Source organism: Curvibacter sp. GW821-FHT09D12, assembly GCF_059416245.1.
In genome coordinates, this window is record NZ_JBWKOU010000013.1 from 1 (window position 1) to 21294 (window position 21294).

Annotated in this window: 19 protein-coding genes; 12 read left to right on the top strand and 7 right to left on the bottom strand. The window is 69.2% G+C overall.

Going from position 1 to position 21294, the window contains the following annotated elements; genetic code table 11:
* Window positions 1-183 precede the first annotated feature (183 nt).
* Window positions 184-1791, bottom strand: coding sequence for a diguanylate cyclase domain-containing protein (locus tag AC07PT_RS19665; RefSeq protein ID WP_494657798.1), 1608 nt, complete (start codon window positions 1789-1791; stop codon window positions 184-186).
* 135 nt (window positions 1792-1926) lie between these two features.
* Entirely contained in the window at window positions 1927-2781 is an 855-nt protein-coding gene (locus AC07PT_RS19670; RefSeq protein ID WP_494657799.1) for a LysR substrate-binding domain-containing protein, read from the bottom strand.
* Window positions 2782-2989: 208 nt separating this feature from the next.
* On the opposite strand from AC07PT_RS19670, the gene AC07PT_RS19675 reads away from it, so the two are divergent.
* The 5 genes from AC07PT_RS19675 (at window position 2990) to phnX (ending at window position 9006) form a co-directional block, all read left to right on the top strand.
* The gene (locus tag AC07PT_RS19675) at window positions 2990-4009 is read left to right on the top strand and encodes a putative 2-aminoethylphosphonate ABC transporter substrate-binding protein (RefSeq protein ID WP_494657909.1); all 1020 of its coding nucleotides are present in this window, start codon (window positions 2990-2992) and stop codon (window positions 4007-4009) included.
* A 32-nt stretch (window positions 4010-4041) separates the two neighbouring features.
* Entirely contained in the window at window positions 4042-5127 is a 1086-nt protein-coding gene (locus tag AC07PT_RS19680; RefSeq protein WP_494657800.1) for an ABC transporter ATP-binding protein, read from the top strand.
* Window positions 5124-6857, top strand: coding sequence for a putative 2-aminoethylphosphonate ABC transporter permease subunit (locus AC07PT_RS19685; RefSeq protein ID WP_494657801.1), 1734 nt, complete (start codon window positions 5124-5126; stop codon window positions 6855-6857). The genes AC07PT_RS19680 and AC07PT_RS19685 overlap by 4 nt, the downstream gene beginning before the upstream one ends.
* A 177-nt stretch (window positions 6858-7034) precedes the next feature.
* Entirely contained in the window at window positions 7035-8159 is a 1125-nt protein-coding gene (locus tag AC07PT_RS19690) for a TIGR03364 family FAD-dependent oxidoreductase (protein ID WP_494657802.1), read from the top strand.
* Between the two features lie 19 nt (window positions 8160-8178).
* Window positions 8179-9006: a phosphonoacetaldehyde hydrolase gene (gene phnX / locus AC07PT_RS19695; RefSeq protein WP_492350328.1), complete on the top strand. Its 828-nt coding sequence runs from the start codon at window positions 8179-8181 to the stop codon at window positions 9004-9006.
* A 61-nt stretch (window positions 9007-9067) separates the two neighbouring features.
* On the opposite strand, the gene AC07PT_RS19700 is transcribed toward phnX, so the two are convergent.
* From AC07PT_RS19700 to AC07PT_RS19710, 3 genes are read right to left on the bottom strand one after another with little or no spacing between them, the layout of a single operon-like run.
* Window positions 9068-9970, bottom strand: a complete 903-nt coding sequence (locus AC07PT_RS19700) for an ABC transporter substrate-binding protein (protein WP_492350329.1) — start codon at window positions 9968-9970, stop codon at window positions 9068-9070.
* Between the two features lie 4 nt (window positions 9971-9974).
* A complete protein-coding gene (locus tag AC07PT_RS19705) occupies window positions 9975-10604 on the bottom strand; it encodes a c-type cytochrome (RefSeq protein ID WP_492350330.1) in 630 nt (209 codons plus the stop codon).
* A gap of 15 nt (window positions 10605-10619) precedes the next feature.
* Entirely contained in the window at window positions 10620-11993 is a 1374-nt protein-coding gene (locus AC07PT_RS19710) for a cytochrome C (protein ID WP_492350331.1), read from the bottom strand.
* A 294-nt stretch (window positions 11994-12287) separates the two neighbouring features.
* Here AC07PT_RS19710 and AC07PT_RS19715 point away from each other — a divergent pair, with 294 nt between their 5' ends.
* The 4 genes from AC07PT_RS19715 (at window position 12288) to AC07PT_RS19730 (ending at window position 16549) form a co-directional block, all read left to right on the top strand.
* Window positions 12288-12749 (top strand): (2Fe-2S)-binding protein, encoded by a 462-nt coding sequence (locus tag AC07PT_RS19715; RefSeq protein ID WP_494657803.1) that lies wholly within the window; start codon window positions 12288-12290, stop codon window positions 12747-12749.
* Window positions 12750-12757: 8 nt separating this feature from the next.
* A complete protein-coding gene (locus tag AC07PT_RS19720) occupies window positions 12758-15019 on the top strand; it encodes a xanthine dehydrogenase family protein molybdopterin-binding subunit (RefSeq protein WP_494657804.1) in 2262 nt (753 codons plus the stop codon).
* Window positions 15020-15064: 45 nt separating this feature from the next.
* A complete protein-coding gene (locus AC07PT_RS19725; RefSeq protein WP_492350334.1) occupies window positions 15065-15496 on the top strand; it encodes a MarR family transcriptional regulator in 432 nt (143 codons plus the stop codon).
* 273 nt (window positions 15497-15769) lie between these two features.
* A complete protein-coding gene (locus AC07PT_RS19730) occupies window positions 15770-16549 on the top strand; it encodes a Crp/Fnr family transcriptional regulator (RefSeq protein ID WP_492350335.1) in 780 nt (259 codons plus the stop codon).
* 279 nt (window positions 16550-16828) lie between these two features.
* Here AC07PT_RS19730 and ruvA read toward each other — a convergent pair whose 3' ends face one another.
* Window positions 16829-17404 carry a Holliday junction branch migration protein RuvA gene (gene ruvA / locus AC07PT_RS19735; protein ID WP_492350336.1) on the bottom strand — a complete coding sequence of 192 codons (576 nt, stop codon included), beginning with the start codon at window positions 17402-17404 and terminating at the stop codon, window positions 16829-16831.
* A 49-nt stretch (window positions 17405-17453) separates the two neighbouring features.
* Between ruvA and AC07PT_RS19740 the strand changes: the two genes are divergently transcribed.
* The 3 genes from AC07PT_RS19740 (at window position 17454) to AC07PT_RS19750 (ending at window position 20714) form a co-directional block, all read left to right on the top strand.
* A complete protein-coding gene (locus AC07PT_RS19740; RefSeq protein WP_492350337.1) occupies window positions 17454-18416 on the top strand; it encodes a PhoH family protein in 963 nt (320 codons plus the stop codon).
* A 43-nt stretch (window positions 18417-18459) separates the two neighbouring features.
* A complete protein-coding gene (gene ybeY, locus AC07PT_RS19745) occupies window positions 18460-18912 on the top strand; it encodes an rRNA maturation RNase YbeY (protein WP_492350338.1) in 453 nt (150 codons plus the stop codon).
* 116 nt (window positions 18913-19028) lie between these two features.
* A complete protein-coding gene (locus AC07PT_RS19750; RefSeq protein WP_492350339.1) occupies window positions 19029-20714 on the top strand; it encodes a SulP family inorganic anion transporter in 1686 nt (561 codons plus the stop codon).
* A gap of 1 nt (window position 20715) precedes the next feature.
* Here the strand turns inward: AC07PT_RS19750 and dtd are convergent, their stop codons facing one another.
* A complete protein-coding gene (gene dtd, locus AC07PT_RS19755; protein WP_492350340.1) occupies window positions 20716-21171 on the bottom strand; it encodes a D-aminoacyl-tRNA deacylase in 456 nt (151 codons plus the stop codon).
* Between the last annotated feature and the right edge of the window lie 123 nt (window positions 21172-21294).

Below are 21294 nucleotides of genomic sequence, written 5' to 3' on the forward strand. Positions count from 1 at the left end.
TCCAGGCCTGCCTGCGCAGGGCTGGACAGGGCGAAGAGCGTCCGCGTCTCGCGGCCGCACGTGGGAGTGACACGAAGGGCACGACCGTGGGGGCCACATCAGCCCGCCGCCGGGCCGCCCCAAGGCGGGCTGGGCCCCCTCGGGGGGCAGCGACCACACGCAGTGAGGGAGCGTGGGGGCCAGTCACCCTCCAGCAAAGCGAATCTGATTGCTGCCGGCGCGCTTGGCCGCGTACATGGCGGTGTCGGCCCGAGCCAGCAGGTGGTCACGGTCGCGGGCATGTTCAGGGAACAAGGCCAGACCGGCACTGGCGCTGATGCGGATCTCCTGGTCGCCCAGCGAGTAAGGCTGGGCCAGCAGGTCGATCAGCTTGCGGGCCAGCTCGGCCGCCACGTCACGGCTCGCGACATCGAACATCACCAGCACAAATTCATCGCCCCCGATGCGGGCCAGGATGTCGGCCTGGCGCACGCCACTGCGCAGGCGGGTGGCAATGGCCTGCAGCAGGCGGTCCCCCATCTCATGACCCAGGTGGTCGTTGACGGGCTTGAATCCATCCAGATCGAGAAACATCACGGCCAGGCGCCGATCCTGACGCTGGGCCAGGGCCAGCAACTGGGCCAGGCGATCCATCAGGCTGCGCCGGTTGGGCAGGCCAGTGAGTGCATCGTGATGAGCCAGGTGCTCCATGCGGCGCTCGCTTTCCTGCAGCTTGTCCAGCAGGTAATTGAAGCCCACCACCATTTCGCCCACCTCGTCCCGGCGCACCACAGGCAGCGGGGCCAGGGGCTCCAGCCGATCGGCCATGCGGTGCATGCGCCGGGCGCTGTCGATCAGGGGCAGAAACTGGCGGCGCAGTACAAAAGCCAGCCCCACCACCACCACCGAGGCAATCACCAGGCTGGAGCGCAAAGCCAGCTTCTGCACGGCCCCCATCGCCTCAAAGGCCACTTCGGCCGGAATGCCTGCCACCACGAACCAACCGGCCGAGGGCACGCTGGCCACACCAACAATCTCTTCGCCACCGCGGGCGTTGGTGGTCACGCCTGCGCCACGCCAGCCCGTCATGGCCCGGTCGTGCAGCGGATCGACGCCTGCCGTGGGGGTGCGTTGCAGGCGCCACTCGGGCGCCGAGGCCGCCACAACCATCTGCTCAGCCGGAGAAATCAACCAGAAATCAGCCCCTTTGTCGGTCCGGGGGCGCTGCAGCAGGTCCAGGAACCCCGGGGCGTCCAATTCCGTGACGCCGGCCAGCACGGCCAGCAGGTGCCCGCGCGGGTCTTGCACCGGCACGGCCATCAACAGCTCGGCCACGCCGGAGGCCTCCGAGACCCGGGGCCGCGCCATGACAAAGCCAGGTTGTTGCACCAGGCGCTTGAACCACTCGGTTTCATGGAAGGGACTGGAGCGCTGCCGCGGGCGCGGCGGAAAATCGGCCCAGGCGCCATGCCCATCAGGGCGCACCAGAATGAACCCATGTGAGAACAGGGGTGCCAGCGTCTGGCGCTGCGCCAGCCAGGCCTGCAAAGCCTCGGGCTGCCCGAGCAGGGCCGGCGGCAACTCGATGGCCACCCGCTCCAGCAGGGCACGCCGGGCGCGCACCTTGGCATCGACGTCTTCGGCCACGTAGTTGGCCAACGTGGTCTGCTGGCCCATCACCACGTCTTGCAGACTGCCACGCACCACCATGGGCAGCAAGGTCATGCGCATGATCAGGCCCAAGGCCACGGTGGCGATGCTGATGCCAATCAAACGGGTGGCCAGGCTATTGGCAAATCGGCGAAAAGCCATCCAGAGGTTCCTGCTGCGGATTAACGGCGGTGCAATCCCGTCGCGTGTCCAAAATCTCGCAGGGGCCGGGGAAGACCTTGAACACGTTCTGAGTGAGTGGCTGTCAGTATACGGAGTCACGACCGCTCGTCGGCCTCAAGTGCAGCTTTCCAGGAAGGCGGCAATCAAGCGCGCACCGCGTCTGTCGCGCAGGCAATACAGATACTCGACCAGGCTGGGCACCTCGTCCTCAAACGGCAGCACCACCAGTTCGGGATGGGCGCTGGCCTCGTGGCGAGCAAACACACTCACCCCCATGCGCCGGATCACGGCCTCGCGGATGGCTTCGCGGCTGGCGATCTCCAGGCTGCGGCCCACCGCCACCCCGGCCCGGGCCAGGGTGGCCTCGGTGAGCTGGCGGGTGGTCGAGCCGCGCTCGCGCACGATCAGCTCGCAGCCGGCCAGGTCGCTCAGGCGCAGGGCCCGCCGCGCCGCCAGCGGGTGGCTGCGGTGCAGCAGCAGCACCAGGGGGTCGGTGCCCAGGGTGAGCCGATGCAGGCGTGCATCGGTTTCCAGGTGGGACGAGGTGGCCAGGTCCACCTGGAAAGCCAGCAGGGCATCCACCATCTGGCGCGAATTGCCCGCCCCCAGGCTCAGATCGACCAGGGGGTAGCGCTGGCGAAAGCGCTGCACGATGTCCAGCACGTAGTACGGTGCCGTGGCCCCCAGGCGCAGGTGGCCGCGCGGCTGATCACCCGAATTTCGCAGCGCGAACTCCACCTGGATCTCTTGTTGCAGCAACTGATCCACATGGGGCAGCAGTTGCACGCCCTCGTCGCTCAGGCTCAGGCGCCCACCCTGGCGGCGGAACAGCTCCACCCCGTAATGCGCCTCCAGGGCCTTGATCTGGCTGGTGACGGTGGGCTGGCTCAGGCCCAGCTGGCGCGCCGCCTGGGTCACGCTGCCCAGGCGGGCCACGGTGAAAAAGGATTTGAGTTGGCTGACGAACATGACCCAAATCCGCCAATGGTGGCTTCAGGATTTTGCGGCTTCGTGACACCGGCGTTTCACACAGGCTGCCTAAATTAGCGGCCAGAGCCCCGGCTGGCGGGCTCCACCCCCGGTCAGGCGACGTTCGCGCCGCCCCCTCGCAACGACTCTGCAACGACTTTTCAGGACACACACCATGCGCACCACCTTCTCCACCTGGGCTCGCCGAATGGGCCTTCAACTGGGCCTGTTCGGCACCGTGCTGGCCACCGCCCTGGCCGCCTCGCCCGCCCTGGCCAAGACCGAGTTGCTGGTCTACACCGCCCTGGAAGCCGACCAGATCAAGGCCTACAAGAGCGCCTTCGAGCAGGACCACCCCGAGATCGAACTGAAGTTCGTGCGCGACAGCACCGGCATCGTGACCGCCCGCCTGCTGGCCGAAAAGGCCAACCCGCAGGCCGACGTGGTGTGGGGCCTGGCCGCCACCTCGCTGATGCTGCTGGACAAAGAAAACATGCTGCAGCCCTACGCCCCCAAGGGCCTGGAGGCCGTGCGCGCCAACATGCGTGACCCGCGCGCCACCCCCACCTGGGTGGGCATGGACCTGTGGTCCTCGGCCGTGTGCTTCAACACCGTGGAAGCCGCCAAGCGCAAGCTGCCCACCCCCACCAGCTGGGCCGATCTGACCAAGCCCGAGTTCAAGGGCACGCTGACCATGCCGCATCCGGCCTCCAGCGGCACCGGCTTTCTGATGGTGTCGGCCTGGCTGCAGGTGATGGGCGAGGACAAGGGCTGGGCCTTCATGGATGCGCTGCACCAGAACATGGGCGTGTACACCCACAGCGGCTCCAAGCCCTGCCGCCAGGCCGGTGCCGGCGAGTTCCCGGTGGGCCTGAGCTTCGAATACCGCGCCAACAAGACCAAGAAGGACGGGGCCCCGATCGACATCATCTTCCCCAAGGAAGGCCTGGGTTGGGACGTGGAAGCCACCGGCGTGATGAAGACCACCAAGAAGCTCGAAGCCGCCAAGGCCCTGGCCGACTGGTCGGTGACCAAGAAGGCCAACGAGCTGTACGCCGCCAACTTCGCCGTGCTGGCCCTGCCGCAGGTGCAGGAGCGCCTGGAGTTCGTGCCCTCTGACCTGGAAAAGATGCTGGCCAAGAACGATTTCGTCTGGGCCGCCGCCAACCGCGACCGCATCCTGACCGAATGGGCCCGCCGCTACGAAGCCAAGGCCGAGAAGAAATAAGCCCCCCTGCCTGTCAGCGATCCGAGCCCCGCATGCTGTCCATCCAACACATCACCAAGCGCTACCGCGCCCAACCCGTGCTGCGCGGCATCGCGCTGGACGTGGCCGCCGGTGAGTTCATCAGCCTGCTGGGGCCTTCGGGTTGCGGCAAGACCACCCTGCTGCGCATCCTGTGCGGCATCGAGACGCCCGACACCGGCAACCTGACCCTGCGTGGGCAGGACATCACGGCGTGGTCGGCCGCGCAGCGCCGCTTTGGGGTGGTGTTCCAGAGCTACGCCCTGTTTCCCAACCTGACGGCGGCCCAGAACGTGGCCTTCGGGCTGCAACACACCCCGCGTGCCCAGCAGGTCGAGCGGGTGGCCGAGATGCTGGCCCTGGTCGGCCTGGGCGAACAGGGCCACAAGGTCCCGGCTCAGCTCTCGGGTGGGCAGCAGCAACGTGTGGCCCTGGCCCGTGCCCTGGCGCCACGGCCCGAACTGCTGCTGCTCGACGAACCCCTGAGCGCACTCGACGCCCAGGTGCGCGGCAGCCTGCAGGCCGAGATCCGCCGCCTGCAACAACAGCTGGGCATCACCACCGTGATGGTCACGCACGACCAGGACGAGGCCCTGTCGATGGCCGACCGCGTGGTGGTGATGCACGAGGGCCGGATTGAACAGCAAGGCTCGCCCCGGCAGCTGTACGCCCGCCCCGAAACCCGCTTTGTGGCAGGCTTTGTCGGCCGCATGAACCTGCTGCCGGCCCGCGTCGTGGCCGCAGGCTGGCTGGAGGCCGGCAGCACCCGCCTGGCCTGCGACACCAGCGCCTACCGCACCGGCAGCCCGGTGCTGCTGGGCCTGCGCCCCGAGGCCGTGGTGCTGCAGGCGGCCCCCGGCGCCGACCCAGCCCAGCCCGCCAACGGCGTGCGGGCCCGCGTGCTGGAAACCCAGTTCCATGGGCCCACCGCCTTGCTGCGCCTGCACTGCGACAGCCTGCAGGCCACCCTGGACGCCCAATGGCCCACCGGGGCCGATGCCCGCCTGCCCGACTGGCTGCAGGGCGAGCTGGTGCTGAGCCTGCCCGCCCCGGCCCTGCACCTGCTGCCGCTGCCCGAATCGGTGAGGCGCGCGGCATGAGCACCCTGCCTCTGCCGCCCCCCGTGACGACGCCCCTGCCGATGGCCCCGGCATCGCCCCCACCCCCCGCCATGGTCACGCCCGAACGGCCCTGGCTCGCCGCCTTGCTGGGCGGGGCCCTGCTGTTGCTGGCCGTGGGCATCGCCCTGCCCGTGCTGGCCTTGCTGGGCATGAGCCTGTGGGGCAGCTCGGGCGAATTCGTCGGCCTGGCGCACTTTGCCGCCTACGCCCGCAGCCCCAATGTGCTGACCTCGCTGTTCAACAGCCTGTGGCTGTCGGCCCTGAGCGCCAGCGTGTGCGTGCTGCTGGCCTATGGCTATGCCTACGCCTTGACCCAGTCCTGCGTGCGCGGGGCCCGCCTGTTCCGTGCCGTGGCCCTGATCCCGCTGCTGGCGCCCTCGCTGCTGATGGCCATCAGCCTGATCTACCTGTTCGGCAACCAGGGCCTGCTCAAGGGCGCACTGCTGGGGCTGCCGGCCTATGGGCCCTTTGGCATCGTCACAGGCTCGGTGCTGTGGACTTTTCCGCACGCCCTGCTGATTCTCAGCACCGCCCTGGCCACCAGCGATGGGCGGCTGATCGAGGCCGCCACCACCCTGGGCGCCAACCGCTGGCGCGTGTTCTGCCAGGTCACCCTGCCGGGCAGCCGCTACGGTCTGATGATTTCGTGGATCGTGGTGTTCGTACTGGTGATCACCGACTTCGGCGTGCCCAAGGTCATCGGGGGCAACACCCAGGTGCTGGCCACCGACATCTACAAGCAGGTGATCGGCCAGCAGAACCTGCCCATGGGGGCGGTGGTGGCGCTGATCCTGCTGCTGCCGGCGGCCCTGGCCTTTGCCGCCGAACACCACCTGCGCGCACGCCAGAACGCCAGCCTGGGGGTGCGCTCAGTGCCCTACCAGCCTCAACCCCAGCCGGGCTTGGACCGCGCCCTGTTCGCCTACTGCAGCCTGATCGCCCTGGCCTTGCTGGGCGTTCTGGCGGTGGCCGTGTTTGCCTCGCTGGCCAATTACTGGCCCTACAACCTCACACCTTCGTTCAAGAACTATGACTTTGACATGATGGACGGCGGTGGCTGGGCCAGCTATGGCAACTCGCTGCGCATGGCTGCCGGCACGGCCGTGCTGGGCAGCGCGCTGAGCTTTCTGACCGCCTACCTGGTCGAGAAACCACGCAGCTTTGCCGGGGCCCGCCAGGTGCTCAACGCCATCGCCTCGGTGCCCATGGCCGTGCCCGGCCTTGCATTGGGCCTGGGCTACATCCTGTTCTTCAACGCCGGCTGGAACCCCTTGCATGGCCTGTATGGCAGCCTGACACTGATGAGCCTCTGCACCGTGGCGCATTGCTTCTCGGTGGCCCACATCACGCAGCTGACCGCCTTGCGCCAACTCGACCGCGAGTACGAACTGGTGGCCGAATCGCTGGGCGTGCCGTTCTGGAAAACGCTGTGGCGCGTGCACCTGCCGGTGTGCCTGCCGGCCCTGCTGCAGGTGGCGGGCTACTTTTTCGTGAGTGCCATGACCACCGTGTCGGCGGTGGTCTTCATCTACTCGCCCGAAACCACCCTGGCCTCGCTGGCCGTGCTGGCCATGGACGACGCGGGCGACATCGCCCCGGCCGCGGCCATGGCCACGCTGATCTTCATCAGCGCCGCGATGGGCCGCGCGCTGCTGGGGGCACTGGAGCGCCTGCTGGTGACGCGAACGCAGCGCTGGAGAAGCCGCTGATGACAGCTTGCCATCCCCCCGGCAGCCGCTGCGGGGCCACCGGCCCGCCCCAGACCTGACGCCCCGCTGAGCCCCCCGATGCCCGCCAAGGCCCGTCAAGGCCTGTCGAAGTGGCCGGCAGGGGCGCGCTCGCCCCAGCCCCTTGTCGCCCCCCTCCCTCAACCTTCCCAATCCCCAATGAACAACAACGAACCCTGTGATCTGCTCGTGGTGGGCGCCGGCATTGTCGGCCTGGCCCACGCCTACTGGGCCGCGCGGCGCGGCCTCAAGGTGGTGGTGGTGGAGCGCGATGCCCAGTGCATCGGCGCCTCCATCCGCAACTTCGGATTCGTCACCGTCAGCGGCCAGAAAGCCGGCGCCCATTGGCGCCGCGCCCTGCGCTCGCGTCAGGTGTGGGCCGAAGTGGCCCCCCAGGCGGGCATCGAGGTGCTGCACCAGGGCCTGTGGCTGCGCGCCCAGCGGCCCGCCTCGCAGGCGGTGCTGGAGGCCTTCATGCGCACCGAGATGGGCGAGCACTGTGAGCTGCTGAGCCCCGCCGAAGCCGCGCGGCGCCACCCGGCGCTGCAGACCGACGGCCTGCAGTCGGTGCTGTACAGCCCGCACGAGCTGCGCGTGGAGTCGCGCAGCGCGATCCCGCAGCTCACGCAGTGGCTGGCCGAGGTGCTGGGGGTTCAGTTCCGCTTCGGCGAAACCGTGCAAGCGGTGCAGACGCCCGTGGTCGAGACCTCGCGCGGCCGCTACCGGGCCGAGCGCGTGGTGGTGTGCACCAATGCCGAACTCAACGGCCTGTTCGCGCCGCAATGGACGCCGCACCAGATCCGCCTGTGCCAGTTGCAGATGCTGCGCGTGCGGCCCCAGCCCGGCTTCAGGCTGCAGGGCTCGGTGATGGGCGATCTGAGCCTGGTGCGCTACGAGGGTTACTCCGAACTGCCTGAAGCCCAGGCCGTGCGAGAGCAACTGCTGCACGAAGAGGCCCTGAGCCTGCAGCACGGCATCCACCTGATCGTGGTGCAGAGCGCCGACGGCTCGCTGGTGGTGGGCGACTCGCACCATTACGGGCCGGTGCTGCCGCCGTTCGCGCTCGAAGAGGTGGACCAGCTGATCCTGCGCCACCTGCGCGAAGCCCTGCACCTGAGCCAGGCCGAGGTGAGCGAACGCTGGGTGGGCACCTACCCATCGTCGGCCACCGAGCCCTGCATCGTGCAGGCGCCCGCCGCCCAGACCCGCCTGGTGACCGTGACCGGCGGCACCGGCGCCAGCACCGCCTTCGGCCTGGCCGAGGAAGTCTTCAACGCCTGGTGAAACCCAGCGGAACTCACAGATGAACCCCACCCCCCTCTCCCCCCTGTCCTTGCAGGCCGTCGTGTTCGACTGGGCCGGCACCGTGATCGACTTCGGCAGCCTGGCCCCCATGGACGCCTTTGTGCAACTGTTTGCGCGCTACGGCGTGCGCATCGACGTGGCCGAAGCCCGGGTGCCCATGGGCCTGGCCAAGTGGGACCACATCCACGCCCTGGGCCATGCCCCCCGCATTGCGGCCGAGTGGCTGCGCGTGCACGGCCGCCCTTTTGACGACGCCGACTGCGACACGCTGTACGAGGTCTTCACGCCCATGAACGCAGCCAGCGTGCGCGACCATGCGCAACTGATCCCGGGCGCCCTGGCCACCGTGCAGGCCCTGCGCGAACGCGGCCTGAAGATTGGCTCAACCACCGGTTACAACCGCCCCATCATGGAGGTGGTGCAGCCCCTGGCCGCCGCCCAGGGCTACATGCCCGACAACCTGGTCTGTGCGGGCGACATGGACAGTGCCCGCCCCGGCCCGCTGATGATGGTGCGCACCCTGTCCGACCTGCAGGTGTGGCCCCCGGCCGCGGTGGTCAAGGTGGACGACACCGTGCCCGGCCTGCAGGAGGGCCGGGCCATCGGTTGCTGGGTGGTGGGCCTGGCCGTCAGCGGCAACACCCTGGGTCTGACAGAAGCCCAGTGGCGCGCCACGCCCGAGCCCGAGCAGCACCGGCTGCGCGCCCAGGCCAGGGCCGAGCTGCTGGCCGGCGGGGCACACGAGGTGATCGACAGCGTCGCCGACCTGCTGCCGGTGCTGGCGACCATCGAGGCCCGGCTGGCCCGGGGCGAGCGACCCGACTGACACCCACTCGCTTGACAGCGCCCTGGCCGCCAGCGGCCCGGAGGCCCGACGGCCAGCGCCGTCACCAGCTGGCGCGGTACTGCATGCGCTCCTGCCGCCCCAGGGTGGCCGGCAGGTAGCGCCGGCGCAGGGCGGCCACCGCCTGCATGCCCTGGCGGTCCACCGCCAGATCCGGGGTCAGGCCATGAACCGGGTCCAGCAGCAGGCCATAGGCGGCGCGGGCCAGCACCAGGTCCAGGCCTGGCACATGGGCCTGCAGCAACGCACAGGCGGCGGCCGGCTCGCGGCGACACCAGGCCAGGCCCTGCCGGTAGGCCTGCAAAAAGGCCTTGAGCTCAGCCGGATGCCTTTCGGCCCAGACCTGGCGGGTGGCCCCCACCGTGCCTTGGTAGTGCGGCAAGGCATCGGCCGAACGGGCCAGCACCCGGCAGCCCTGCCGGGCCGCCAGCAGCTCGTATGGGGTGCGCAGCAGGGTGGCGGCACAACGCCCCCCCAGCAAGGCCTGGTAGCGCTGCTCGGTGCTGCCCTGCGGCTCGATGCGCAGCGAAGCCTGCGGCAGGCCGGCCCGGGCCAGCAGCTCGTACAACACCAAGGCAAAGCCGGTGTCGGGGGCGTCCACCGCCAGCACCCGGCCCCGCAGATCGTCCAGCGTGCGGATGCCGGGCGCCGCCACCAGGCTCAGAAAGCCGGCGTCGCCCCCCAGCACGATGACCGCATCGGGCTCGCCGGGCACCGGCACCTCAGCCAGATTCTGCTGGTAGGCCACCACGTTGTCGGCACTGACCAGGATCAGGGGGTAATGGCCCGCCGCAAAGCCCTCCATCATGGCCCGCGAATTGGGCGTGAGCGTGAGCTCGATCGCCAGGCCCCGAAGCTCGAAAAAGCCTTGCTCGATGGCCGCCCAAAGGGGCAGGTTCCAGCCGCCATCAAACACGCACACCGGCAAGTGCAGAACCGTGCTCATGAGCTCAGAGGGACTGCAGGTACAAGGCCAGGTCGTGCACCTGGTCCGGCGTCAGGGGGCCGGCCTCAGCCGCCATGGCGGCGCCATCGGCCCGGTCGTGGCCTTTGAACACCGCCAGTTGCAGGGCCAGGTAGCGGGCGTTCTGCCCGGCCAGCCGCGGAATGGTGCCCAGGCCCTGGGCTTGGGCACCATGGCAGGCCGCGCAGGCCAGCACACCACGGGCCGGCTCACCGCCCAGGAACAAGGCCTGCCCCCGGGCCTGTGCGGCCAGTTGGGCCGGCGAGCGGGCCTCGGCGCGGGGCGGCGCCGGTGGCTGGGCCGCGTAATAAGCCGCCAGCGCCTGCAGATCCGACTCGCGGAGCCAGGACACCACGCCCCACATGAAGCGCTGGGCGTTCAGGTTGGCACGGCTGTGATCGCGGTAGGCCTTGAGCTGCCCCAGCAGGTAGGACTCGCTCTGCCCCGCCAGGCTGGGAAACTGGCCCGAATCCGTGCGCCCCCCGGGTCCATGGCAGGTCACGCAGACCTGGCTCGCCAAAGCCGGGGCTTGCGGGGCCGGCACCGATTGCGCGCCGGCCAGGGCGCCCCAGCAGGACATGGCCAGCACACCAGCGGCCAGAAAATGCTTTTTCATGCGATGTCCTTCGATTCAGTACAAAAACCACAGCCCGAGAAACAGGGTGTTGTTGTCGGAGGGCTTGCGGCCCCGGCCGTCGATGTTGGCGCTGGCACCGTTCCACTTCAGGTACCCGGTGTACTGCAGCATCAGGCGCATCTGCGGGTTCAGGTTGTAGTCCAGCTCGGCGATGAGACTGCGGGTGTCGGGGCGATCACTGACCAACGCCCCCGTGGCACCATCGCGCACCCGGCCATACAGGCCGGCATCACGGCTGCCACGCACGTCCACATAGGCCAGTGAGGCGCCGTAGGTGCGCTCATACAGATACGAAGCCTTGAGCCGCAGGGCCTGCAGGTGGTTGTCGGAATGACTGGCCCCACCCCGGCCAAAGGTGGCCTTCAGGTTTTGCTTCTCATGCCCCAGCGAGCCCTGCAGCGAGAAGATCGACGGGTCGGAGAGGTACTGGTACTGCGCATCCAGGCCCAGATCGGTGAAGCGGTCCGTGCTGCCGTGCGGCGTGCCAGGATCGGGGTACTTGTCGACCACCAAGCCGTAGTGGCCCAGCATCAGCGAATGAGCCCCCCATTCTCGGTTCCAGGCCAGGCGCCAGTAGGGGTTGTTGTAGCCGCGCAGGCGGTTCAGGGTGTCCAGCGCCACCCCAGTGCTCAGCACCCGCCAGGTGTTCACCGCGCTGCCATAGCTGCTGAATTCGCCATACCACTGGCGGTCCCACCAGGCATAGGCCCCCAGGCCCACCACTTTCTGACCCAGGCCGCCGTCCAGCACCATGCTGCCCATGGCCTGGGGCCGAGGCAGGTTCGAGCCCGTGAAAGGGATTCCCCGCCACACCGGCGTGCTGTTCCACACATCCTGCAGGGTCGGGTTGTTGTTCAGGTTGAAGCCCAGCACCAGGTCTTTGCCCGCGAGCCTGAGGCGCTGGATGGCGCGCAGGTCGAAGTCATGGATGCCGGCATGCCCCACCGTGCCGCCATCCTGGCCGGGCACCCGGTTGTTGTTGTAGGCCCACTGGGTGTAGCCCCCCAGGTGGTCGTTGATCTTGCCGGCCGCAAACACCGAGAGTCGGTCGAACTGCAGATCCTCCTGGTGCGGCATCAGCGTGCGGCCGCCCGCATCCTGCGACTGGGCCATCTGGGTCAGCGAGGCCTGCATCATCACCGCCAGCGGCACCGCCGCCCGCTCGCCCCAGGTGTAGCCATTGAGTTTGAACTCGCGCCCGAAGGGGGTCAACTCGGGGAATGCGGTGTGGCAGGCCACGCAGTTCTCGCCGGTCTGGCGGGCAAAGGCGGGTACGGCCTGGGCAGGCGCCGCGAACAGGGCGCACAGCAGCAGGCCCCAGGTCACAACGAGAGGACGGATCAAGGCTAGGGGGCGTCTGTTTGACATGGCGGTGCTCCTGGTTGCTGCGCCGACAGCGAGACGCAAGGGCAGAGGATGCAAGCGGCGACACGGCCGCGGGCCCGCCATTTGCAATCAACCGTTTCATCGTCCCGGGCGGTGCCCGCCCCCCCACGCAGGCCAAGCGAGGGGTCACCGCCCCCTGGCCCGTGCTGAATTGGAGCGGGCGGTGACCCGCAAAGCGCACACAACGGTTTCGTGAATGGGGCCAAAAGCACAAAATGTGACTTTGCGACCGGCCTCGCCAGCACCACACAGCGCCCCAAGAAGGCAGGAGACACCATGAAGTTGAGGGTCAATGAGCAGGAGACGGAATTCGAAGCGCCACCCGACATGCCTCTGCTGTGGGTGCTGCGCGATGAGCTGGGCCTGGTCGGTACCAAGTTCGGCTGCGGCGTGGCGTCCTGCGGGGCCTGCACGGTGGAGGTCGATGGCGTGGCCATGCGTTCGTGCGTGGTTCCGGCCAGTGCGCTGGTCGGGCGCTCGGTGCGCACCATCGAGGCGCCGCCCGACCGCATCGTGGCGGCGCTGCAGGTGGCCTGGGTGCGGCACCAGACCCCCCAGTGCGGCTACTGCCAGGGCGGCATGATCCTGGCGGCGGCCTCGCTGCTGCGCCAGAACCCGGCCCCCAGCGATGCCGACATCGACCAATCCATCACCAACCTGTGCCGCTGCGGCACCTACCAACGCATCCGCGCGGCCATCCACGATGCAGCGCAAGCCCTGCAGGGAGCCCGCGCATGAGCCCCGCCATGAGCCCCACACTGAACCGCCGCCGTTTCCTGCTCACCGGCGCGGCGCTCGGTGGCGGCCTGCTGGTGGGCTGCAGCGCCCAGCGCCTGGGCGAAGGCGCCACCTTCGAGCCAGTGGACGGCCAGGTGGCCCTGAATGCCTGGGTCAAGATCACGCCCGATGACCGGGTGATCGTGGCCGCACCGCGCTCCGAGATGGGCCAGGGTGTGCACACCGGCCTGGCCCAGTTGCTGGCCGACGAACTGGACGCCCGTTGGGAGCAGGTCAGCGTCGAAGCCGCACCGCTGGCCCGCGTGTACGCCAACACCGCCTTGCTGCTGAACGTCTCGCCCCTGCTGCCCGACGATGACGGCCTGCTGGCCCGCCTGACCCGGGCCTCGTTGCAGACGGTGGGCTATGCGCTGGCCCTGCAGGTGACCGGGGGCTCATCCAGCATCCGCGATGCCTGGGAGCCCCTGCGCCTGGCTGGCGCCACGGCGCGCCAGCAACTGCTGGGCGCCGCGGCCCAGCGCTGGCAGGTGCCGCTGGCCGAGCTGACGGTGCAAGAAGGCGTGGTGCGGCATGCCGCCAGCGGCCGGGCCCTGCGCTTCGGCGAACTGGCCCAGGCTGCCGCGGCCCTGCCGGCCCCCGAAGACGTGGCGATGAAGCCCTCCGCGGCGCGCCGCCTGATCGGCCAGCCCGTGCCCCGCATCGACATCCCGGCCAAGGTCAACGGCCAGGCGCGCTTCGGCATCGACACCCGCCTGCCCGGCCTGCTGTATGGCGCGATCCGGCAGTGCCCGGTGTTCGGCGGCCGTCTGCACCCCTTCGACCTGCAGGCCGCACGGGCCCTGCCCGGTGTGAAAGACGTGATCACCCTGAACGACCAGGCCGTGGTGGTGCTGGCCGGCAACACCTGGACCGCGCAGCAGGCCGTCAACGCCCTGCCGCTGCAATGGGACGAAGGCCCCCATGCCCAGCTCGATTCGGCCGCCGTGTCGGCCCAGCTGCGAGCGGCCCTGCAGACCCCCGGCACACGCTTTCGCCACCAAGGCGACGCCGCCGCAGTGCTGGCCCAGACCCCGGCGCCGCAACGTCTGCAGGCCGAGTACGAGGTGCCCTTCCTGGCCCACGCTGCGCTGGAGCCCGTGAACTGCACCGCCCAGGTCAAGGGCGGGCGGGTCACGGTGTGGTGCGGCACCCAGGCGCCCTCGCTGGCCCAATGGCTGGCCGCCCGGGTGGCCGATGTCGATACCGATCAGGTCACCGTGCATGTGCCTTACCTGGGCGGCGGTTTCGGCCGCCGGCTCGAATCCGACATGGTGGAGCAAGCCGTGGCCGTGGCCCTGCGCACGCAGGGCGCGCCGGTCAAACTGACCTGGTCGCGCGAGGAAGACCTGCAACACGACATGTACCGCCCCGCGGCCATGGCCCGCTTCGAGGCTGCCCTGGATGAACAGGGCCACCCCCTGGCCTGGCGCAACAGCGTGGCCGCCCCCTCGATCGGCCTGTCGACCATGCAACGCCTGCTGCCCAGCCTGGCCATGGACATGCCCGACAAGAATCAGATCGAGGGCGCCTTCGAACTGCCCTACGCGGTGCCCAACCTGGAGGTGCGCCAGATGCGCTGCGCCACGCCGGTGCCGGTGGGCAGCTGGCGCAGCGTCGGCCACAGCTACAACGCCTTCTTCACCGAGTGCTTTCTCGACGAACTGGCCCATGCGGCCCGGCAGGATCCGGTGGCCTATCGACTCAGCCTGCTGGCCCGGCAGCCGCGACACCAGGCGGTGCTGAAGGCCGCGGCAGAACGCGCAGGCTGGGGCCAGCCCCGGCCGGCGGGACGTGCGCTCGGCGTGGCCCTGCATGAATCCTTCGGTTCGGTCTGCGCCCAGGTGGCCGAGGTGGCTGCCGAGGGCGGCCGGCTGCGCGTGCACCGCGTGGTGGCGGCCCTCGACTGTGGCACCGTGGTCAACCCCGACACGGTGGCCGCGCAACTGCAAAGCGCCATCGTCTACGGCCTGAGCGCGGCCCTGATGGGCGAAATCACCCTGCAGGCCGGGCGCGTGCAGCAGCGCAACTTCCCCGACTACGACGCGATCCGCCTGGCCGACATGCCGCACATCGACACCGTGCTGCTGCCCAGCCAGGCACCGCCCGGCGGCGTGGGTGAACCCGGTACGCCGCCCCTGGCGCCAGCGGTGGCCAATGCCTGGTTTGCACTGAGCGGTGAACGCCTGCGCAGGCTGCCGCTGAGACCGGCCCAACAAGTCAAGACCACCTGACAAACCCGGAGCAGCAAAGCCAGCGAACCGGGTCACAATCGCGCCATGAAAGCGCACAAGACCCTGCTGCGGCACCTGCTGCTGACCCGCTACGAATGGATCGAGCAGCGCATGCTGGCCCGCGCGGCGCGCAATGGGTATGGCGAGGTCACGGCCGCCATGAGTCGGCTGTTCACCCACCTGGGCGGGCGGCCGGTCGGGCTGTCCGAGTTGGCCCGCAGGCTCGGGGTGTCGCGCCAGGCCGTGCACCAACTGGCCCGCGAAGCAGCGGCCCTGAATCTGGTTGAATTCGTGGCCAGCGAGACCGATGGCCGGGTCAAGCTGCTGCGCTTCACCCAGCGCGGCTGGGCCATGTCGGACAGCGCGGCCGAAGAGATCGAGGCCATCGAAGCCGAGATCGCCCAGCAGATCGGCGCCCCGGCGGTGCAAACCCTGCGCGAACTGCTAGCCCAGCCCTGGAGCCCCGACGAGCGCTGACGGGCCAACCCCGGGTAAACACCCAGCGCCGATCAGGTCCGATCCATTGACAGCCCTCGGTTGAGGCTGAAGAATCGAACGTTCGTCAACAAGATTGACATTTAAAGCCCATCCACGGAGATGTCGGGCCTTGGACGGCAACGCCCCGCCCCCCACCGAGCGTTGCCGCAGGCCTAGGCAGTGACGCCGCCGATCCGGCCGCCGGCGCACGGAGCACCGCTGTGCGGGTTCAATCGGCCGGCTTGTCAGCCATGACCTCAAGGAGATAACGCCGTGTCCAGTAACGCCATGCGGGTGGCACATTTCCAACTGCCCGACGACCCCCCGCGGCTGCACCGCGACGAACGAGAGGCCCTGGAGCGCGATGCCTGGTTTGCCTCGCTGACCCCGCTGCTGCGCCACGACATCCTGCGGGTGCTGCAGATCGACCGCTACCGCGACGGCCAACCCCTGGCCGACCCGCTGGGCGGACAGCACCACCCTTGGATGGGCTGCGTGCGAGGCGCCGTTCGCATCTGCAGCGAGGCCTTCAGCGACCTGCCCCACACGCTCGACTTTGCCGGCCCGGGCCAATGGTTCAGCCTGGGGCCCGCGGGTGATGCGGCCGGCGATGACCTGGGCCCCGACGAGCCTGGGGTGTATGCCGTGGCCCACCGCGACACCACCGTGGTGCGCATCCCCCGCACCGCCATGGCCGGCCTGCTGCAGCGCCACCCCAGCTTCGGCCCTTCGCTGCTGAGCCAGTCGGCCTTGCAGACCCGGCGCCTGATGGAGCGCACCGACGACCTCAAATCACTCAGCCTGGGCCAGCGCCTGGCCAAGCAACTGGCGCTGATGGCCGGCCAGGCGGGCCCGCTCGGCGAAGGGGGCCCGGCCCGGGTGGTGCTGGACATGGCGCAGCACGAGCTGGCCAGCCTGCTCGGGGCCTCACGCCAGCGCATCAACCAGCAGCTCAAGCGGCTGGAGCAGCTCAATGCCATCCAGGTGGCCACCGGGCGCCTGCTGGTGCGGGATCACCGGATGCTGCAGCGGATCGGGGAACAAGGCTGTTGATGTGGCCCCCACGGTCGTGCACTGCGTGTCACTCCCTGCCCCCCGAGGGGGGCCGCAGCCCGCCTTGGGGCGGCCCGGCGGCGGGCTGAACTGTTAGCCCCCACGGTCGTGCACTGCGTGTCACTCCCTGCCCCCCAGGGGGGCCGCAGCCCGCCTTCGGGCGGCCGGGCGGCGGGCTGACCTCTTCGTTGCTGGCCGGCTGGAGGCCTCGCGGCCTCAACACCCAGACGCTCGCTGACGCATCGCTGCCGTCAGCCCAAAGGGCTTCTGGCCAATGCCTTACCTTGCCAGAGCCTTGAGGGCCAGTTTGATGCCTTCGCTGACGCCGACGTCGGGGGGCAGGGCCTTGAGGGCGGCGGCGGCCTCCTTGTCGTTGTAGCCGAGCGCCAGCAGGGCTTGCTGGATGTCGGCCTGGGCGTCGCTGGCGGCGGCGGGGCGCAGCAGGTCGATTTCGGCGCCGAGTTTGCCCTTGAGCTCGAGCAGCAGGCGTTCGGCCGTCTTTTTGCCGATGCCGGGCACCTTGACCAGGCGCCCCGACTCCTGCTGGGTGATGGCCTGGGCCAGCTCGTTCACGCTCATGCCCGAGAGCACGCTCAGGGCCGTGCGCGGGCCCACGCCGCTGATCTTGATCAGCTGGCGAAATGCATCGCGCTCGCCGGGCGTGCCGAAGCCATACAGAATCTGCGCGTCCTCACGCACCACGAAGTGCGTCAGCAGCGACACTTTCTCGCCCAGGCCGGGCAGGTTGTAGAAGGTGCTCATGGGCACGTCCACTTCATAACCCACGCCATGACAGTCCACCAACAGCTGCGGTGGGTTCTTGTCTGCGAGGGTTCCGGTCAATTTGCCTATCATTGCAGTCCTTGCGGCCCCGTCTCGGGGCCCTTCGGCCGGAATTATCAGCTTGATCGTCAGACACACCTTCACTCCCCACAACAACCTGCGCCTGGGCCACCTGTGCGGCGCGATGGACGAGCACCTGCGCAGCATCGAGGCGGGGTTGCAGGTCAGCATCGCGCACCGGCACGAGCAGTTCAAGGTGGACGGCCCCAAGGCCCGCGCCACCCAGGCCATGGAAGTGCTGCAGGCCTTGTATGAGATCGCCGAGCGGCCGATCCCAGCCGAGACCGTGCAGCTGATGCTGGCCGGCGACACCGCCCTGCCCGAGGCCCCGGGCGGCCAGGTGGTGCTGAGCACCCGGCGCGCCGACCTGCGTGCCCGCACCCCCACCCAGGCCATGTACCTGGACAACATCGCCACCCACGACATCACCTTCGGCATCGGCCCGGCCGGCACCGGCAAGACCTACCTGGCCGTGGCCTGCGCGGTGGACGCACTGGAGCGCAGCGCCGTGCAGCGCATCGTGCTGACCCGCCCGGCCGTGGAAGCCGGCGAGCGTCTGGGCTTTCTGCCCGGCGATCTGACGCAGAAGGTCGACCCCTACCTGCGTCCGCTGTACGACGCGCTGTACGAACTGATGGGCTACGACAAGGTACAAAAGGCCTTTGAGCGCAACGCGCTCGAAATCGCCCCGCTGGCCTTCATGCGTGGGCGCACGCTGAACAACGCCTTCGTGATCCTCGACGAGGCGCAGAACACCACGCCCGAGCAGATGAAGATGTTCCTCACCCGCATCGGCTTCGGCGCCAAGGCCGTGGTGACCGGCGACGTGAGCCAGATCGACCTGCCCAAGGGGGCGCCCAGCGGGCTGATCGATGCCGAGCGCGTGCTCAAGCGCGTCAAGGGCATTGCGGTGAGCCGCTTCACCAGTGCCGACGTGGTGCGCCACCCGCTGGTGGCCCGCATCGTGGACGCCTACGACGCCGCGGGCCGCCCCGGTACCGCCGCGCGGCGCAATGCCGATTGAGCCTGCCCCGCCCTCTCCGATGACACCCCATCCGCCCACGTCCATGTCCTTGCCTGAACTCTCGCTGTCGCTGCAATTCGCCCGCTTCCCCGACGCCGCGGCCCACCGCGCCGCCCTGCCCCGCGCCCAGGTGACGCGCTGGATCCGCCATGCCCTGCCTCAGCCGGGCGAGATCACGGTGCGCATCGTGGGCAGTGAGGAAGGGCGCGAGCTCAACCTGGCCTACCGGGGCAAGGACTACGCCACCAATGTGCTCACCTTCGACTACGCGCAAAGCCCGGTGGTGATGGCCGACCTGGTGCTGTGTGCCCCGGTGGTCGAGCGCGAGGCCCAGGAACAGAACAAGCCGCTGCAGGCCCACTACGCCCACCTGCTGGTGCATGGCACCCTGCATGCCTGCGGCTACGACCACGAAACCAACGAACGCGATGCGCTCGAGATGGAAACGCTCGAGATCCTGTTGCTGGGCGCGCTGGGCTTCCCAAACCCTTATTGACGCCCAAGGCGCATCAGGCCATCCTGAACCCGCCGCCCGCACGCCCGCGCTGGGGTCGGGTCGGCCCCGCCCCGTCCCATCCGCCCCTGGCCCACGCCGGTGCGGCTCTTTCCGCCATGTCCACCTCTGATCCCGCCAGCACCCCCCTGCCCCCGCCAGACCCGGTCACCGAGGCGGCCCCCCCGGGGCTGCTGCGCCGCCACGGTGCCGACCTGCTGGCCGGCCTGTCGGTGGCCGGCGTGCTGCTGCCCGAGGCCGTGGCCTATGCCGCCATTGCCGGGGTCGAGCCCCTTCACGCCCTGATCGCCGCGCTGGTGGGGCTTTGCGTCTACCCCTTGCTGGGCAGCAGCCGCTTCGCCATCGTGGCGCCCACCTCGTCCGCTGCAGCGGTCTTTGCCTCGGCCGTGGCCATCGGTGGTCCGGCCATGGGCTACGCCCTGGTGGGGCTGACCGGACTGATGTTCCTCACCGCCGGGCTGCTGCGCGCCGGCTTCCTGGGGGCCTTCATTTCGCGGCCGGTGTTGCGTGGCTTTGCCTGGGCCCTGGCCGTGACCATCGTGATCAAGCAGTTGCCCCACATGGCCGGCGTGGCCGGGCATGGCAGCCTGCCGCTGCCCCTGCTGTGGCAGCTGATGCAAGCCCGTGCCGAGTGGCACCAGGCCAGCCTGGCCCTGGGTTTTGGTGCGCTGGCGCTGTGGCTGACGCTGCGCCAGGTGGCCCAGCGCTGGGTCTTTGTGCCGCCGTCGCTGCTGGTGCTGGGCCTGGGCATCGCGCTGTCGGCGGGTCTGGGTCTGGGCGATCAGGGGGTGAAGCTGGTCGGCGACATCGACTGGCAGGGCCTGGGCTGGCAATGGCCCGAGCTGCGCACCGAACAATGGCTGCGGGCGGCCGAAATTGCCCCGGCGCTGCTGCTGATCCTGTTCGCCGAATCCTGGGGTTCGGTGCGTTCGCTGGCCCTGCAGCACGGCCACACAGTGCGCGCCAACCGTGAACTGATGGCGCTGGGCGCAGCCAATCTGGTGAGCGGCCTGGTGCAGGGGCTGCCCGTCGGTGCGGGCTTCTCGGCCGCCATGGCCAGCCACTCGGCCGGCGGACGCAGCCAATGGGCGGGCCTGGGCGCCGCGCTGGCACTGGCCTTGTTGCTTTGGCTGGCCCGGCCCTGGCTGGCCCTGATGCCAGTGCCGGTGCTGGCTGCGGTGGTGGCGGGCATTCTTTCGCACAACCTGTGGCCCAAGGCCATGATCGCCACCCTGCGCCTGGGCAGCGATGCCTGGCTGGCCTTGGTGGCAGGGGCTGGGGTGCTGGGTTTCGGCGTGCTGTTCGGCATGCTGTTGGCGGTGGCCCTGTCGCTGCTGCTGGCGCTGCGGCGCTTTGCCCAGCCGCTGGTGTCCGAGTTGGGCCTGCTGCCCGGCACGCGCGACTACCTGGACTGCGAACGGCACCCCGAAACCCGGGTGCAGGCCGGCATTCTGGTGATGCGGCCCGAAGAGCCGCTGTTTTTTGCCAATGCCGAGCAGGTCTTCAGCGTGGTGCGCCAGCGGGCCGAACAGCGCAACGCCCGCGTGGTGGTGCTGAGTCTGGAGATGAGCGACGATTTCGACACCACGGTGATGGAGGCCCTGGCCGAATTCGCCGCCGCCCTGCATCAGGCAGAGCGGGTGCTGCTGCTGGCCCGGGTCAAGGACAAGCCCCGCGAGGCCCTGCTGCGCCAGGGCCTGGCCGATGGTCACAACGGCCACCTGACGCTGTACTGGAGCGTGGACGACGCCATGCGTGCCGCCCAGCGCCTGCAGCCCGCCTGAATCAACTCATGCGCAAAGGGATGGTGATGGGGCCGTCGTTGACCAGGTGCACCTTCATGTCCGCCGCAAAGATGCCCGTGGCCACCTCCGTGTGCTGGGTGCGCGCTTGCTGCACCAGGTGCTCATAAAGCCGGCGGCCGTCATCGGGGGCCGCCGCCTGGGTGAAGCTGGGGCGGTTGCCACCGGTGCAATCGGCCGCCAGGGTGAACTGGCTCACGACCAGCAGCCCACCCGGCCGGCCCTGACCGTCCAGGTCCTGCACCGAACGGTTCATCTTGCCGGCCTCGTCGCTGAAGATGCGCAGCTTGAGGATTTTCTGCAGCAGGCGCTCGGCCACCGCCTCGGTGTCCCCCCGCTCGGCGCACACCAGCACCAGCAGGCCCGGCCCAATCCGGCCCACCGTCTGGCCATCCACCACCACCCAGGCCTCGCTGACACGTTGAATCACGCTGATCAAAAGCTCACCCTTTCAAGTTCATAGCTGACAAAAATTGAAAAAAGACGCGCTGTTAACATACCGTTCGTCTGAAATGTTACTGTTCGCTCTAATATTCAACACTTTCACAAGGCAGTGCCGCAG